General features: G+C 55.3%; 18 protein-coding genes. 11 read left to right on the top strand and 7 right to left on the bottom strand.

Annotated elements, in window-relative coordinates:
- Positions 1-84: 84 nt before the first annotated feature.
- The 6 genes from DV520_RS09905 to rplM form a co-directional block, all read right to left on the bottom strand.
- Positions 85-852 carry a MerR family transcriptional regulator gene (locus DV520_RS09905; RefSeq protein ID WP_117142604.1) on the bottom strand — a complete coding sequence of 256 codons (768 nt, stop codon included), beginning with the start codon at positions 850-852 and terminating at the stop codon, positions 85-87.
- Positions 853-956: 104 nt separating this feature from the next.
- Entirely contained in the window at positions 957-2,906 is a 1,950-nt protein-coding gene (locus DV520_RS09900) for an oxidoreductase (protein ID WP_165850087.1), read from the bottom strand.
- Positions 2,907-3,029: 123 nt separating this feature from the next.
- Positions 3,030-3,551 (bottom strand): hypothetical protein, encoded by a 522-nt coding sequence (locus tag DV520_RS09895; RefSeq protein WP_117142602.1) that lies wholly within the window; start codon positions 3,549-3,551, stop codon positions 3,030-3,032.
- 33 nt (positions 3,552-3,584) lie between these two features.
- Positions 3,585-4,433: an aldo/keto reductase gene (locus DV520_RS09890; RefSeq protein WP_021919113.1), complete on the bottom strand. Its 849-nt coding sequence runs from the start codon at positions 4,431-4,433 to the stop codon at positions 3,585-3,587.
- A 125-nt stretch (positions 4,434-4,558) separates the two neighbouring features.
- Entirely contained in the window at positions 4,559-4,963 is a 405-nt protein-coding gene (gene rpsI, locus DV520_RS09885) for a 30S ribosomal protein S9 (RefSeq protein ID WP_021919114.1), read from the bottom strand.
- A 14-nt stretch (positions 4,964-4,977) separates the two neighbouring features.
- Positions 4,978-5,409 (bottom strand): 50S ribosomal protein L13, encoded by a 432-nt coding sequence (gene rplM / locus DV520_RS09880; protein WP_117142601.1) that lies wholly within the window; start codon positions 5,407-5,409, stop codon positions 4,978-4,980.
- 284 nt (positions 5,410-5,693) lie between these two features.
- On the opposite strand from rplM, the gene DV520_RS09875 reads away from it, so the two are divergent.
- The 9 genes from DV520_RS09875 to DV520_RS12180 all read left to right on the top strand — a co-directional run bounded on the left by DV520_RS09875 (position 5,694) and on the right by DV520_RS12180 (position 11,483).
- Complete coding sequence (locus DV520_RS09875) at positions 5,694-6,434, top strand: tRNA lysidine(34) synthetase (protein WP_021919116.1); 741 nt, start codon at positions 5,694-5,696, stop codon at positions 6,432-6,434.
- 81 nt (positions 6,435-6,515) lie between these two features.
- Complete coding sequence (locus tag DV520_RS09870) at positions 6,516-7,103, top strand: RNA polymerase sigma factor (RefSeq protein WP_117142600.1); 588 nt, start codon at positions 6,516-6,518, stop codon at positions 7,101-7,103.
- Positions 7,100-7,879, top strand: a complete 780-nt coding sequence (locus tag DV520_RS09865) for a DUF4367 domain-containing protein (RefSeq protein WP_117142599.1) — start codon at positions 7,100-7,102, stop codon at positions 7,877-7,879. Before DV520_RS09870 ends, DV520_RS09865 begins: the two co-directional genes overlap by 4 nt.
- A 19-nt stretch (positions 7,880-7,898) precedes the next feature.
- Complete coding sequence (locus tag DV520_RS09860; protein WP_021919107.1) at positions 7,899-8,324, top strand: hypothetical protein; 426 nt, start codon at positions 7,899-7,901, stop codon at positions 8,322-8,324.
- A 210-nt stretch (positions 8,325-8,534) separates the two neighbouring features.
- Positions 8,535-9,191, top strand: coding sequence for an amidase domain-containing protein (locus tag DV520_RS09855; RefSeq protein WP_021919106.1), 657 nt, complete (start codon positions 8,535-8,537; stop codon positions 9,189-9,191).
- A gap of 21 nt (positions 9,192-9,212) precedes the next feature.
- The gene (locus DV520_RS09850) at positions 9,213-10,010 is read left to right on the top strand and encodes a hypothetical protein (RefSeq protein WP_021919105.1); all 798 of its coding nucleotides are present in this window, start codon (positions 9,213-9,215) and stop codon (positions 10,008-10,010) included.
- A 216-nt stretch (positions 10,011-10,226) separates the two neighbouring features.
- Complete coding sequence (locus tag DV520_RS09845; RefSeq protein ID WP_021919104.1) at positions 10,227-10,730, top strand: hypothetical protein; 504 nt, start codon at positions 10,227-10,229, stop codon at positions 10,728-10,730.
- A 29-nt stretch (positions 10,731-10,759) separates the two neighbouring features.
- Complete coding sequence (locus tag DV520_RS09840; RefSeq protein WP_021919103.1) at positions 10,760-11,263, top strand: hypothetical protein; 504 nt, start codon at positions 10,760-10,762, stop codon at positions 11,261-11,263.
- A complete protein-coding gene (locus tag DV520_RS12180) occupies positions 11,229-11,483 on the top strand; it encodes a hypothetical protein (protein ID WP_021919102.1) in 255 nt (84 codons plus the stop codon). The genes DV520_RS09840 and DV520_RS12180 overlap by 35 nt, the downstream gene beginning before the upstream one ends.
- Before the next feature lie 1,310 nt (positions 11,484-12,793).
- On the opposite strand, the gene DV520_RS09830 is transcribed toward DV520_RS12180, so the two are convergent.
- Positions 12,794-13,249: a hypothetical protein gene (locus DV520_RS09830; RefSeq protein WP_021919099.1), complete on the bottom strand. Its 456-nt coding sequence runs from the start codon at positions 13,247-13,249 to the stop codon at positions 12,794-12,796.
- Positions 13,250-13,406: 157 nt separating this feature from the next.
- Here DV520_RS09830 and DV520_RS09825 point away from each other — a divergent pair, with 157 nt between their 5' ends.
- Both DV520_RS09825 and DV520_RS09820 read left to right on the top strand, forming a co-directional pair.
- Positions 13,407-13,874, top strand: coding sequence for a hypothetical protein (locus DV520_RS09825; RefSeq protein ID WP_021919098.1), 468 nt, complete (start codon positions 13,407-13,409; stop codon positions 13,872-13,874).
- 14 nt (positions 13,875-13,888) lie between these two features.
- Positions 13,889-14,338 carry a hypothetical protein gene (locus tag DV520_RS09820; protein WP_021919097.1) on the top strand — a complete coding sequence of 150 codons (450 nt, stop codon included), beginning with the start codon at positions 13,889-13,891 and terminating at the stop codon, positions 14,336-14,338.

Raw genomic sequence — 14,338 nt, 5'->3', positions numbered from 1 at the left:
TTCAGCAGGGTTCTTGGTTCCATCCGGTATCCTCTCCCATCTCATCCCCCGCCGCACCTGCGGGCAGAGGCAATGTGCAATAGATTATTTTTTGGGGGAAGCATCCTCCTCCTGTGCCCCACAGTACACCGCAATGGCCGCCGCCATCTGCGCTGCGGTTCCCGTCCCCCATTGATCCAGGTACGCCTGGAACCGCTGGTCGGTCCGGTACAGTTCTCCCAGTCCCGCCAGCGTCTGCCTGGTGCAGCAATAATGGTGCCGGGTAATGTGGGCTTGCCACCGGCCCGTCAAAGCCTGCACCTGGGGGTGCTCGGGAGGCAGCGGCCTGCTCCGGGCAAAGGCCGCGATCAGCTCTTCCGCCTCTGCCTGGGCAGCCCCCCAGGCTGTCTCCTCGCCGGATTGCTGTCTCTCCTGGTTTTCCCTCCAGGCCGCAGTATCCCCCCAGCGGGCCTTAACCTCCCGGGCGTAGGCCCGGCATTTCTCCTCGTACCCCGCCCGGTCAAAAGCGGTAAACGCCATCTCCATGGTTGTCTCTCCTTTCAAGGCAACTTCCACCAGTCTCAGGAGGCCATCGAGCCGGTCCCGCTTCGCCCGCAGCAGCGCCCGCTGGGCCGTTAAGGCCGCCGTCCGGTCATAGGCCGGGCTGGCCAGGATGGCCTTGATTTCCGCCAGGGGAAACTCCAGTTCCCGAAAAAACAGGATCTGCTGGAGCCGTTCCAACTCCGCCGGTCCATAGAGACGGTAACCCGCCGGGGAAACCGCGCCGGGCGGCAGCAGGCCAATCTTGTCATAATACCGCAGGGCACGGATGGTAACCCCAGTCCGCTCTGCCATCTGATGAATGGTCAGCATGCAATGCCCTCCTTTCCCTGTGGAGATTGAATGGTGGGTCCGGACCACAAGGCAAGGATACAGGATGACCCAAGGGGAGAGTCAAGGGGATTTTTCAAAAAGATTCAAATGCGCCGGGCCCCGTGGTAACCGGCGTGCACGGCATCCCAGATCTGTCCGCCTTTCACCGCGTCTCCCACAGGGATCACCCGGCTGCAGACCTCCCCCAGCCGGTCCCCGTAGGGCCGGGCGGGGACGGTGCCCAGGGCCAGGACCACCCGGTCGCAGGGATAGACATATTCCTCCCCGGTCTGGCTGTCCACAAACCAGATCCGGTCCTCCCCCACCCGGGTGAGGGTGCGGTTGCAGAGGAAGACCACGTTGTTCACCTCCAGCACCGCCGTTACCCCGTTGCGGTTGGAGCCCTGAACCCCAGGGGCCAGCCGGGGGGCGGCCTCCAGCACCAGGACAGCATTGTTCCGCGCCCGGTCCGAGAGGAGTTCCGCGGTCTCCAGGCCGGTCATCCCCGAGCCCACCACCACCACGCTCTCCTCCCGGATGTCCAGGGCGCCGGTGATGACCGCCGGCGGCGTGCAGACCAGCGGACTCTCCCGGGCCCCCTGGATCGCGGCCGGAATCCCCGGCACCCCGCCGGTGGCATCCAAAATGGCATAGGGGGACAGCCGGCCCAGCTCCTTTAGGGTGGGGGCACAGCCGGTCCGCAGCTCCACCCCCGCCTGGCGGCAGCGGAAGCACAAGCTGTCCAAAAGCCACTGAATTTTCTCCTTCCGGGGCGTCCCCGCGGCCAGCAGAAGCTGACCGCCCAGCTGTGGCGCCTTCTCAAACAGGATCACCCGGAACCCCCGGCGGGCAGCCACCCAGGCCCCCTCTAATCCGGCGGGGCCACCCCCCAGCACCACCACCAGGCGGCCCTCCCCATCTCGGGGCAGCGGGGGCAGCTGGGCCTCGTAGCCCGTCTCCGGGTTCACCGCGCAGGTGATGTGCCCTGCCTGCTCGTACTTGCCAAAGCAGGCCATACAGGAGATGCAGGGGAGGATCTCCTCCTCCCGGCCCTGCCGCGCCTTGTTTCCCCAGTCCGGGTCGGCCAGGTGGCTGCGGGCGGAGGCGACAAAGTCCAGCACCCCCTCCTCCAGCAGCTTTTCCCCATAGGCCGGGTCCCGAATCAGGGCCACCGAGACCACGGGAAGGGGGACCGTCCTCTTCACCGCCTTGGGCAGGTGCTTTCGCCAGCCCTGGGGATAGTACATGGGCTCCACGCTCTGGCTGAGCTTGCTGTCGGTCCCCGAGGCGGTGACATTGATGGCGTCCACCCCCCAGGAGGCCAGCATCTGGCAAATTTGAATGCCGGTGTCGGCATGGTAGCCCTCCCGGCCGATGTACTCCTCCAGGGAAATCCGGAACATCAGGGGGAAGTCCCGGCCGCAGGCGGCCCGAATGGCCTCCACCACCTCCCGGAGAATCCGGGTCCGGTTCTCCAGGCTGCCGCCGTATTCGTCGGTACGATGGTTGGTCACCGGGCTGAGAAAGCTGTGGAGGAAGTAGTGGTGGGCGGCGTGGACCTCCACCCCATCCATCCCGCTCTCCTTGATCCGTCGGGCCGCCTGGCCAAACTTTTGGACAATTTCCTGGATGTCCTCCCGGGTGGCCGCCTGGGCCGTCCCCCGCTTCTTCCCCCTGCCGTCGCTGGCGGAGACCAGGGGGAGATGGGGATTCAGCTTGGGGTCGGCGTTGGCGCCGGGGTGGAACAGCTGGGCAAATATCTTGGTGCCATAGGGATGCACCCGTTCCGCCAGTGCCCGGAACGCGGGAATTTTATCCTCCCGGGCCGCGTTCAGCTCCCGGGGGAACAGGACCCCCCGCGCCTCATCCACGCAGACCATCTCGGTGATGATGAGCCCCACGCCCCCCTTGGCCCGGGCCTCGTAGTATGCCAGCATGTCCTCCGTCATGGTCCCGTCCGGCTGGGACAGGGAGGCGGACGCCGCCGTCATCACAATGCGGTTGGGGATGGTCAGCGTGCCGATGGCTCCCGGGGAAAATAGCTTCTCATACATGAAACTGTCTCCTTTTTCTCTCTTGGGTGGGACGTTTTCTTTCATTTTACCGGTTCCCTCGGGAAAAAGCAAGATTCCCGCAAAAACGCCCCCTTCGGTTCGCAATTCCAAAGGGGGCGCTTTTTACGTTGTCTCCTGGTCTGCGGCGGCAGGGTTCTCTTTCTTGTGGGCCTTCTCCTCCTTCTCCGCCTGGGCCTGGGCTTCCGCCTCTGCCCGGCGGGCCCTTTTCAGCTCCTTTCGCAGCTGGTTCAGGTATTCCGGCGGGACCACATCAGAGCCCTTGGGATTGAGAATGTAGGCCCGGACCTTGTGGGCCAGTTCCTCTGTGGAGGGGTGGACCACCACCAGATTGTTCTCATAGGCATACCAATAGCTCTTCTTCACATCCGGCATCTCTTTGGTGATCAGCTGCAGGCAGGCCAGCCGCATGGCGGTGGGCGGGGTATAGACCACATCCTGAATGGAGGTGAAGGGAATCACCCGCTCTTTCTCCTTCATCTTGGTCTTCCCCAAGCAGCGGATCACACAGTAATCCACATAGACATCCAGCCGGGAAGAGCCCCCCGGCAGCCAAAACAGCAAGCCCTTTCGCAGGGACTGCTGGTGTTCCTCCCGCTTCTGCGCCTTCTTTTTTCGTCCGAACATCGCCGCCGTCTCCCTTCCCGCGCTGTCAAGGCATTAAAATGCAATCTGATCCGGATCGTGTCCCGAACCGCCGAAGGGCGGCAGCGCGGCAATCCGCGCCATATCCTCCGGGGTCAGGGCAAAGTCAAAAATGGCTGTGTTTTCCTGGATTCGCTGGGGGGTCACCGACTTGGGCAGAGGCAGGACCCCCTGCTCCAGGCACCAGCGCAGGCAGATCTGCGCGGCGGACTTCCCATACTGCTTTCCCAGGGCCTGCAAGGTCGCATTCTCCAGCACACGGCCCGATCCCAGGGGACTCCACGCCTCCACCAGGATGCCATGGTCCCGGCAGTAGGCCAGGGTTTGCTTCTGCTGACAGCCGGGGTTGCACTCCACCTGGTTCACCATAGGCGCCACCTCCGTCTTCAGCAAGGGCTCCAAATGATGGGGCAGGAAGTTCGAGACCCCAATGGCCCGGACCCGCCCCTGCTGGTACAGTTCGGTCATGGCCCGCCAGGTCTGACCGTTGATGTCCTCCCAGTTGTCAAACCGGTTGGCCGCGGCCGGCCAGTGGATGAGGTAGAGGTCCAAATAGTCCAGCCCCAGCTTCTCCATGGTCCGGTCAAAGGCCCGCAGGGTACTCTCATACCCCCGGTCTGTGTTCCAGACCTTGCTGGTCACAAAGACCGCCTCCCGGGGCAGGCCGCTGGCCCGGACCGCCTGGCCCACGCTTCTCTCATTTTGATAGTATGCCGCTGTGTCAATGTGCCGGTAGCCCAGTTCCAAAGCCTTCTGGATGGCCGCCACCGTCTCCGGCCCCTCCTTCATCTGCCAGGTGCCAAACCCCAGACAGGGAATGGCCACGCCGTTGGCCAGGGAAAAGGTCTCCCCATGGTGTTTCATGTTGTCGCCCTCCTTTTTCTTCTGAATGGATGAAAAAAGTATAGCACAACCCGCCCCTTGAGACAAGAAATCCCTGCAAAAAAGAAGCACTGTCCGAAAGGACAGTGCTTCTGGATAAGGCAATCTCAGCGCTTGGAGAACTGAGGCGCACGACGGGCGGCTTTCAGGCCGTACTTCTTTCTCTCCTTCATTCTGGGGTCGCGGGTCAGGAACCCGGCGGCCTTCAGAGCGGGGCGATACTCGGCGTTCATCTCCAGCAGGGCGCGGCTGATGCCGTGGCGGATGGCGCCGGCCTGGCCGGTGACCCCGCCGCCGGAGACGGTGGCGGAGATATCCACCTTGCCCAGCAGGTCTGTGGTGTCCAGGGGCTGGCGGACAATGAGCTTCAGGGTCTCCAGGCCGAAGTAGTCGTCGATGTCACGGCCGTTGATGGTGATGGCACCAGTGCCGTTGGGGAACAGATGCACCCGGGCCACGGAGGACTTCCGGCGGCCGGTGCCGTAATGGTAAGGCTTCTTGCTCTTATACATGGTCTCACTCCTCCTTATTCTGCGGCCCACAGTTCGGGCTTCTGTGCGGCGTGGATGTGCTCGGGACCGCGGAAAATCTTCAGGCGGGTCAGGGAATCCTTGGTGATGATGTTCCGGGGCATCATGCCGCGGACCGCCAGCTTCATGGCCAGCTCGGGCTTGTCCTGCATGAGCTTACGGTACTTGGTCTCCTTCAGGCCGCCCACATAGCCGGAGTGGGTGCGGTAGTACTTCTGATCCAGCTTCTTGCCGGTGAGCACGGCCTTCTCGGCGTTGATGACAATGACAAAGTCGCCGCAGTCGGCGTGGGGGGTGTATTCGGGCTTATGCTTGCCCCGCAGCAGAGTGGCTGCCACGGTAGCGGTTTTCCCAAGGGGCTTGCCAGCGGCGTCAAGGATATACCACTTGCGCTCGATGTTGCCCTTGTTGGCCATAAAAGTGGACATAGGGTCGAACCTCCAATAAAAATTTCTCTTCCTTATATTTTAAGGAGGGCCGGTGGCTTCTCCCGCTTTACAAAGGGTTTGCTTCTCCTTTATAATGCTGGAGAAACCACAGGCCGGTGTTTTCAGCAGGCTACATTATAATACCGCCATGGGAGCCTGTCAACGCTTTTTCTGAATTTTTTAATTTACCCCCGCAAGAACTCTCGTTTTCTCTTCTATCCTCTTCTATTCTTCCGAATCCTCATGTTCTATTTTCATTTTTGTGCGCAAGGAGTGTACCCGTCATGCAAAAGATTCTCAGTCTTCTCCGTCGGTGTGTGGAGGACTATGATATGATCGCCCCCGGGGAGCGGGTGGCCGTGGGGGTATCCGGGGGGAAGGACTCCCTGGTGCTGCTGGCCGCCCTGGCCCGGCTGGCACAGTTTTATCCTGGGGGCTTTTCCGTGGAGGCCTTTACGGTGGACATGGGGACCCCGGGCATGGACCTGTCTCCTCTGGCGGACTACTGCCGGGAGCTGGGCGTCCCCTTCCACCGGATTCCCACCCAGATGTACCATGTGATCTTTGAGACCCGGCGGGAGAAAAATCCCTGCGCCCTCTGCGCCAAAATGCGCCGGGGCTCCCTCCACACCGCCCTGCTGGAGGCGGGCATTCACAAGGTCGCCCTGGGCCACCACTATGACGACGCAGTGGAGACCTTCTTCCTCTCCCTGTTTTATGAGAGCCGCCTGTCCTGCTTCCACCCCGTAACCTATCTGGACCGCACGGACATCACCCAAATCCGCCCCCTTCTCTATGTCAGCGAGGCCATGATCCGGGAGGCGGTTCCCCGCCTCCAGCTCCCGGTGGTCCACAACCCCTGCCCCGCCGACGGCCACACCAAGCGCCAGGAGGTCAAAACCCTCATTGCCTCCCTGGAACCCCAGTATCCCAAACTGAAGGAGTCCGTCTTCGCCGCTATGCAGCGCCTCCCCCTCCCCCATTGGGCCCCCCGGGAACTCCGCCGGCGGCCGCCCACGGAATGAGTCATTGTCATCGAATTGTATCTTCTTTTTTCCAATATTTTTGCTATACTATGGCAAGAGAAAGAAAAGGAGGGTACCCCCATGGCCGCACCCGAAATGCAATTCATTGCCCGGGAGGTAGAATCCCTGTTCCGCGCCCATTACAGCAAATTGGTCTGGTACGCCCAAACCCTTCTGACCAGGAACGCCCAGACATCCGATCCTGGGCGGGCGGAGGAGGCGGTCCAGGAGGCGTTTGCCATTGCCTGGTCCAAATGGGAGGACCTGTTCGCCAGCCCCAATCCCGCCGGCTGGCTGTACAACACGGTAAACAACGTGGTCCGAAACATGATCCGCGCCGACCAGCAGTGGGCCTCCCGCCTGCTCCAGGCCCAGGCCGCGCTGTCCCACCAACCCTTCCAGCCTCCGCCGGGGGCCGACCTGGAATTGGAAGGTTTGGTCTCCCAAGAAGATCTGGATCTGCTGAAACGGTTGTATTTGGAAGGGATGACCTATGAGGAGCTGGCGGCAGAGGAAAACCTGAACCAAAACACCCTGGCCGCCCGTGTCCGGCGCATCAAGCTCCGATTTCAAAAAATATACCGGGAGATTGAACATTTTTCTGATCCGCCCTGCAAAAAAAGTGACACGGCACGACATAAAGAAAAGAGAGGAGGTTCCAAACTATGAACGATCCCAAAAACAAGCTGGGACAGTACGCCGGGTTGGAACAGCTCTCCACCCAAGCGCTGGAAGACCTGCTCCAGCAGGATTTCGCCGCGGGAGAGGACCACTCCAATCCAGACTTGGTCATGGCAATCATGGAGGTGATGGAACAGAGAACGCCCCAAGCCGCCCCGGCGGTGGATGTGGACGCCGCGTGGAATGCCTTCCGCGCCGGGAAGATAGCGCCCCGCCGCGCCCTGGCGGTGGCGGCCGTGGTCTGTGTCCTGGTCTGCCTTTCCATCCTTCCGGTGCAGGGCAGCAGTCTGCTGCAAAATTTGGTGCAGTGGTCTGACGCCAACTTCTCCTTCCTGTCCAGGGAACCCGATGGGACCGAGGCGGTCCTCCGCAGCCCGGACTACCAGCAGGTGGAAAAAACCGTGTCCGAGCTGACAGACCGGCCTGTTTTGCCCACCTGGTATCCGCCGGGCAGCTCCGTGGTGCAGGTGGAGAGGCATACCGTGGAGAACGGCTATTATTGTGTGGTGGTTTTCTCTCTGAATGGGGAGGAGTTTACTCTGTGCGTTGGAATTTATGACACTGTTGAAGACTTACCCACCCGTCAATACGAAAAAAACAAAGGTCCCGTGGAGGAATACTACGCCAATCATATTTCCCACTACATCATGGGAAATATGGAGCGGAACACCGCCGTTTGGAGAAACGGGCCCACGGAATGCAGCCTGCACGGCTTCCTCAGCCCGGACACCTTGAAACGAATGATTGATTCCATTTACGAATGAAACAGAAAGGAAAAAACACATGAAACGCATTGGTCAAAAACAGCTTTCCCTCTTGCTCTGCCTGGTGCTCCTGTTCACTATGGCCATTCCCGCCGGCGCCCGAGCCAGTGATTATTTTAACAACACTTATGTTTCAGCAACCGCCGTGGGCGGCGGAACTCTGCGGATTAAAGTGGACGTTGCTGCCTCCGGTATAATGCAAGAGCTGGGGGCCACCGAAATTATTGTTCACGAACGGCAAGCCAATGGAACGTACAAGCCGGTGCGCACCTTTACGCGAAATCAGAACGCCAATCTGATTCGAAAGAACTGTGCTTCCAATGTAATCTCCCTCACATACAAAGGAACCCCTGGAAAATACTACTACATCACCGCGCACTGCTACGCCAAAAACGCCAGCGGCACCGGGGCCACCTGGATCGGCTCTAATGCGGTAAGGGCATAACCGTCACTTTTCCTTTTCGGGCCGTAAACGATGCGGCCCGAAAAATTTTTTTATTTTTTTCGATCCCGATGCAAATAAATCGGGTTGGCACGACATGTATAGGGTAGAGGGGCAGGGGGCCAATGCAAGAAAGGAGGTGTTGATACCTACACAAATTAGATCCCAGAACATAAAAAACAAAGTACTATACGAGAAAGAAGGACAACATTTATGAAGAAAATTATCTATTTCTTATTATGCATATTGTTATTTACAAGCATGTTTGCTACCTCTGTGTTTGCTTATTCTCCACAAAAAGCTATTACATATTCTAATACCTATGCAATAAACCCGAACAAAATGAACACTTTAGGAGTTGGATATAACGTTTATAGTAGAGATTGTACAAACTTTGTCTCCCAGTGTTTATATGCAGGAGGATTATCTCAAGATTCCACATGGAAGAGTATTCCCAACTGGCACGGTAATACAGTAGTTCGAGTTGATAGTACACAGTGGGTCAATGCAAATTCACTCAAAGAATACTTAAAAACCTCTGGGCGGGGAACTAAAATTGGCTCTTGGTCTTTAAAGGGTTCCCCTTCACCTTATCTCACTTTCGCATATGTTAATGATAGCAGCAATTTGTCAAGTAGCAGGACGGGAAAAGTTGTCTTGTTTTATGACTGGGAAAGTGATGGCACTATGAATCATAGCGCATTTTTTGTCGCAAATAATGGCAAGTCAACTCTTTCTGGAGAAGGTTATGGCGACCTAATTAATCAGCACACAGAAAATCGCAAGCAAGTACTTTGGCGTCCTGATAATCGCCAGAACTCTACCCAAAAAGCAACTACTCGTGTATATGCATTTGAGATCAAAGCATAACAAGAAGGGAGCATATCTATAATGAAACATTCCATGCTGAAGGTAGGCCTTGCGCTTACGTCCATTAGTATCTTGATTGTTACTATCTTACTTTTTTCTGCTTTCCGAGACACAACTCCTCAAGATATCGACGAGATTAGATTTTCTATTATTGGCGCCTATGAAACTCAGGTACAGATGGGAATGTTTACTTCGCCAGACGGAAAAAGTTCTTCTTTGACTCAAGAAGAGTTAAACACTCTGTCATCGCAATTCGACGCAAAAGTTGACCGTTATTATGCGCAAAATACTCACTGTAACGAATTCTACAAATGGCTTAACCGAGACTATCTTTTCCGTAGTCTTCAGAACGAAGTTGACAATTGCATTGCCGGTGGAGTCTCTCAGTGCGATATCACAGAAATTACGTTGTCAGAAGATGGCTCTCAGGCCACAGTTTCTGCCACAGTCACCACCTGGAATAAGTGGATAACACAAGAAGAGGATGGCAGCTACACCGTCTCCAGCCCTGTCAACCGGGATTATGCCCAGGTAAAATTGGTTAAGGAAGATGGTTTTTGGAAATTGTTGGAAACTCTATCTTTTGACAAGGGATTAGACGGTTACGATCCTACCATCATCCAACAGGAAAATCCTACAGCAGCAGAAAGCAATTCCCAGCAAGTCAGCATCTCTACTTCTGAACAAACGCAAATCCTTGGTGAAATCGAAAAGAGTGAGGAAATCCTTTCGACACAATATAGTTCTTTTCAAGCAGCGAGAGACGCTGTCTTAGAAATTGACGTTGAGAAGGGCAACTATTTAGCCCTTCTTGGATAAATTCAAAAATGCAAAAGCGGCCTCCTACTTTGATTAATCCACAGGTTTAATTCCTTTCCAAATGTAAGCCGGAGAGAACAATTTTCTCCGGCTTGCATTTTCTCATTCCCTTCTGTTCTTTTATTCCCCCGTCTTGCTACCGTTCAACTTTTTTGATACACTATGCTAAACTAATACCCCAGCTTTCATCTCCTTTCATGAATGGAGTGTAATTTCATGACCAAAAAGGACACCCTCAGTCTGCTCATCATCCTTTGCCTGACTTCACTGCTTTTATCCGCTGCCTACTTCCTGACCCCTCACGCCGTTGTCCGCTCACCAGAACACACCCAGTTATCGGTCATTCACATGGATTCTCCCAACGGTTCCGGAACGTCCTACTCTTGGGTCCCCACGACAGAGGAGGACCAGGCAATCGCCCAAAAAATTGTGGAGTATCTTTCCTCTGCCCAGGAACGTTATACCTTCCAGAGAACCCTTTACGGTGGGTACCCCGCCGATTGGGATGTGATGACCCTTATGCTCTCCATGCCAGACGGAAGTACCCGCGGCATCGTTTTGGGCCCAGCAGGATTCCAGTCCTACCACGACAAAGATGCTTTCGTGAACTATTCCTATCCATCTTCTCCCCATCCCTCTTTCCCCAATGCTCTGATCTGTACCCTAATCCACCCGGAAGAAATTCGAGCCTTTGTTGATGAGGCGTTCGCCTCCTCTTGAGGGGGAATATGTGCCTTTAGGAGGATGCTATGACGAAACGCAACCGAATTTTATGCCTCTGCCTGGCCATACTGGCAACCGCCGCAGTCGCATTTTTCCTGCTTTATCCCCACACCACTGGGCCAGTCCTTCCCCGGAGCGGTGACGCCCACATTCAGGCAGTGGAACTCCGCGCCGATGGGGAACTCCGTGTGTGGTCTCCCAAAACAGAGGAAGACCGGGAAAAAGAACTGGTCATTCTGGACTTTCTGGCAGAGAGCCGCCAGCGGCATCTGCTCCCGAACCATGAAACAGATTGGAGCGGCGATGCCAGCCAGCGGCAGTATATGTTGATTGTCATTCAAAATGGCTCCAACTTGGTAAACATCGATCTGGCACAGGACGACATCGTGGGAGAAGGCCCCTTCAATATGGTGTTCTCCGATGGCTGCCTGTTCCCCTCCCGAGGGTATTTGCTAACGCCCGGTGAAATCCGCACCTTTGTGGAGCGCACACTGGATGACGCCAACTACACCGTCAGCTCAGCAGTTTGATGAGGTATCTCCCTATGCTGTTTTCCAGCCTTGCGACTCCCCCAAGTATGCGGGTTCCTACAACAAAGACTTCGGATATAAAGGCCAAGTGTTCTCCCCGAAGTATAAACAGAGCACCCAAAACTTGTCCAAAGAAGCCCGGCAAGTCTTTAACGGCGCTGTCGGCATCGGCAAACACGATAAAATGAATACACAGAGTTATTCCGGATTTTTCAAATGATTATTATGAAACGACTTATCATAGGAATCGTTGTCTGTCTTCTGATTGCCTCCTGCATCGTCATACTTCCAATCACCAGCACCGTAGCAAACCGTCTTGGAGAGACTGATGGTATTCTTACATGCAGCGTAACAAAGAAACAAAGCAGCCAAACAACCTCTCCCGTTATATGGGACAAAGAGACCTTTGCCGCTTTCTATTCCCTTGCTCAGACCGTAAACGCAACCTTTCACGGTGCGGACCCCCATATGGAGTACCCCTTGGAGGAAACAAGCTATACCCTCTATCTGGAACACCCACAAGGCGAGTCCGACCTACTGGTCCTCACGGAAGGAAACCTTCTTTTCTACCACGGCCTGCGATATACCCTTGACAGCAACGCTCTATTTTCTTTTTTGAAAGAGCATGCCTAAGCCCAGTCCCCAGGAACGAAACTCGCTGGCAAGTCTGTATCCCTCTCCATGGGGCGGAGAGAATTTTCTCTCCGCCCTTTGTGCTTTCTTTTGGCAATCAATGTTCTGTTCTCTTTATGGAACGCTCCCAAAAACTTTGTGCAACTTTTTGGGGATTTCCCGTCACAAATTCCTCTGTCCTTTCGTTATTAAAAGGGAAAAATATTTCCGTCCCTTCCGCCGCCGTTCTTCTTCTGGATTTGAGGGGTCACCCGCCTATTACTTATTCTGAAAAGCGACAAATCTGTGCACCTTATTACAATTTAGATACAATTCCCCCATCAATCTTGTCATTTTCTCTTTTTTCCTGTACACTGTATAAAGCAAGAAAAAAAGGATCAAATCATCTCCAAATCAAAAGTATATCCTCGGCATCCCGACAAATAAGACCATACCCGCATAAAGAAATGTTCGCACATCCGCCTTTGGTTCGAACGTCGGAATGAGGGAGGTCATTCTATGAAAAACCGATTGGAAACTACAAAGGATGGTAATGAATCATGAATCTATTGTTCTTGCCTTTTTTTGCAGCATTCCCTTTCTCCTCGCCTCTATGATGAAAAAAGCCGCAAAAGATAAATTCCCTACCTTAGAGTGCTGTATTCTCTCCTTTGGCTTTTTGGTATGCTATCTTCTTTTCGCCATGCTGTCCAATGCCTAAAAACAAGGCGAAAAACGCCTTCTGCACAAAGGGCGGAGAGAAGTTTCCCTCCGCCCTTTGCGCTTTCTTCTTGTGGCAATCAACGTTCCGCGCTCTTTATGGACTTCTCCCAAAAACTTTATAAAAATTTTGGGGGATTTCCCGTCACAGATTCCTCTGTTCTTTCGTTATAGGGATGGGGAGTATCTTTTCCTCCCTCAGTCCTTCTTTTTTCTTCTGGAACTGGCTGGTTTTCGGTTCTCCTGAGGAGAAAAAAGCGGAATTTTCCCTTCCTCCATCGCCTGGAAATACGGTATTTCCCAATAGGCCTGGGAGGCCAGATAGAAAATCATCTCTCTGGGCGCAGGGATGGTTTTGCGCGGCCGGCCGAGGTGGTGCTCCACCATCCCTTCCCGGACCAAAGTATCCCAACACGCATTCGCCACCCGTTGAATCTGTTTGGTCACCGTCTTAACACTGCGTTTCCCCTTCTTCCCTTTCGGCAGGCGCTCGGCCGCTTTGGCATAAAGCTCCTTGGTCACCGCGATGTCATCCTCCGGGATACCTTGCCGAAACATCAGCTCCACAGCAGCATCCACCGCGTAGGCCAGTGGACGAATATCCACATCGGCTGTACCCAAAATGGAACGAATTACAGTTTGAGAGTTTTTCATTAAGAATCACCTTTCCTTAAAAAAGATGAACTTATGATAAAATAATCCGTAGAAACCATCGTTTCTTTTTTCCATTTTTGGATGTTTTTCCCTTCCAGGAGGCTGGCCTGTGTCTCCCCTGCAAAAGTTCTTTCGAGCGCAATTAAGGAGGGTTTCTATGAAGCGGTTTCGTTTCCTCCCTAAACTGCCCCGCCTGATCATCGGGTTTGCTTTCTGCTGCTCTCTGCTGCTCCTTCTCCGAGGGTTCACGCACTCCAACGATTTGGCGTTTCTCTACGATCTGCCCAAGAAAGACATGGTTCTCCACTTGGAGGAATCCATCTCCTCCTCTGTCAGCACCTCCATGGACCACACCGTCTCCTCCCATCAATGGGGACTGTCCGGGATCACTGCCGTGGGTACCCTGCATCTGGACCAAGCGCAGGTTTGCTCCGTCACCGCAGCCCCCTTGTTCGGAGATGTGAAGGTCCTCTTCCTCTCCGCGGATGGCACCTCCCTTCTCTGGACGACCGATGATCCCGCCGACCTGTCTCTGCCCGCCGGCACCCATACCGTCTACTGTGTGGGAAAACACTTCTGGGGCTCCATGCGGGCTGAAACCCCAAGTCCCTTCCACCCCGCTTGAGAAAAGGAGTTTTTATGACGAAATCCAAACCCTGGCGCCGCTTCCTGCCGATCCTTCTTGCGGTGCTTCTGGCCCTGGGAATCGCGCTTTATGCCGTCCCCTATGCTCAGATGGTCAGTTACCGAAACAGTGCACCTGTACAGACCTGCGCCGCCCAGTTGGCGGCGGCTTATGGCGAGAAAACCGGGACCGCCCTCTCCCAAGAGGATATTTGCCGGGACTTATCCTATTTACAGCGCTGGCTCATGTTTTCCGACACCCTCCCCACGGAAATCGTAGATCTCCGGGAGGGCCGCCCCAGGTATGCCATGCCGATCACCGATACCTACACGGAGTATGTGGACGTGACCCGCTCGGTCACCGGTACCATTCGCTATTGCATTCAAAACGCAGACGGCACAATCCAAGACAACGTGTCACTCACTCCTTTGGGTCTCACTTTCCTCAACGGCGCTCTGATCTGA

Source organism: Evtepia gabavorous, from assembly GCF_003425665.1.
GTDB lineage: Bacteria > Bacillota > Clostridia > Oscillospirales > Oscillospiraceae > Evtepia > Evtepia gabavorous.
The sequence above is the reverse complement of the archived record's forward strand: the minus strand, read 5'-3'. Positions and strand labels throughout refer to the sequence as shown.

What these genes read in the sequence shown, in the direction of transcription:
- DV520_RS09855 (WP_021919106.1), top strand. Translation starts at nt 8,535, where the DNA reads ATGAAGAAAATTATCTATTTCTTATTATGCATATTGTTATTTACAAGC.
- rpsI (WP_021919114.1), bottom strand. Translation starts at nt 4,963, where the DNA reads ATGTATAAGAGCAAGAAGCCTTACCATTACGGCACCGGCCGCCGGAAG.
- DV520_RS09890 (WP_021919113.1), bottom strand. Translation starts at nt 4,433, where the DNA reads ATGAAACACCATGGGGAGACCTTTTCCCTGGCCAACGGCGTGGCCATT.
- DV520_RS09850 (WP_021919105.1), top strand. Translation starts at nt 9,213, where the DNA reads ATGAAACATTCCATGCTGAAGGTAGGCCTTGCGCTTACGTCCATTAGT.
- DV520_RS09830 (WP_021919099.1), bottom strand. Translation starts at nt 13,249, where the DNA reads ATGAAAAACTCTCAAACTGTAATTCGTTCCATTTTGGGTACAGCCGAT.
- DV520_RS09865 (WP_117142599.1), top strand. Translation starts at nt 7,100, where the DNA reads ATGAACGATCCCAAAAACAAGCTGGGACAGTACGCCGGGTTGGAACAG.
- DV520_RS09845 (WP_021919104.1), top strand. Translation starts at nt 10,227, where the DNA reads ATGACCAAAAAGGACACCCTCAGTCTGCTCATCATCCTTTGCCTGACT.
- DV520_RS09825 (WP_021919098.1), top strand. Translation starts at nt 13,407, where the DNA reads ATGAAGCGGTTTCGTTTCCTCCCTAAACTGCCCCGCCTGATCATCGGG.
- DV520_RS09860 (WP_021919107.1), top strand. Translation starts at nt 7,899, where the DNA reads ATGAAACGCATTGGTCAAAAACAGCTTTCCCTCTTGCTCTGCCTGGTG.
- DV520_RS09870 (WP_117142600.1), top strand. Translation starts at nt 6,516, where the DNA reads ATGGCCGCACCCGAAATGCAATTCATTGCCCGGGAGGTAGAATCCCTG.
- DV520_RS09840 (WP_021919103.1), top strand. Translation starts at nt 10,760, where the DNA reads ATGACGAAACGCAACCGAATTTTATGCCTCTGCCTGGCCATACTGGCA.
- DV520_RS09820 (WP_021919097.1), top strand. Translation starts at nt 13,889, where the DNA reads ATGACGAAATCCAAACCCTGGCGCCGCTTCCTGCCGATCCTTCTTGCG.
- DV520_RS09875 (WP_021919116.1), top strand. Translation starts at nt 5,694, where the DNA reads ATGCAAAAGATTCTCAGTCTTCTCCGTCGGTGTGTGGAGGACTATGAT.
- DV520_RS12180 (WP_021919102.1), top strand. Translation starts at nt 11,229, where the DNA reads ATGACGCCAACTACACCGTCAGCTCAGCAGTTTGATGAGGTATCTCCC.
- DV520_RS09900 (WP_165850087.1), bottom strand. Translation starts at nt 2,906, where the DNA reads ATGTATGAGAAGCTATTTTCCCCGGGAGCCATCGGCACGCTGACCATC.
- rplM (WP_117142601.1), bottom strand. Translation starts at nt 5,409, where the DNA reads ATGTCCACTTTTATGGCCAACAAGGGCAACATCGAGCGCAAGTGGTAT.
- DV520_RS09895 (WP_117142602.1), bottom strand. Translation starts at nt 3,551, where the DNA reads ATGTTCGGACGAAAAAAGAAGGCGCAGAAGCGGGAGGAACACCAGCAG.
- DV520_RS09905 (WP_117142604.1), bottom strand. Translation starts at nt 852, where the DNA reads ATGCTGACCATTCATCAGATGGCAGAGCGGACTGGGGTTACCATCCGT.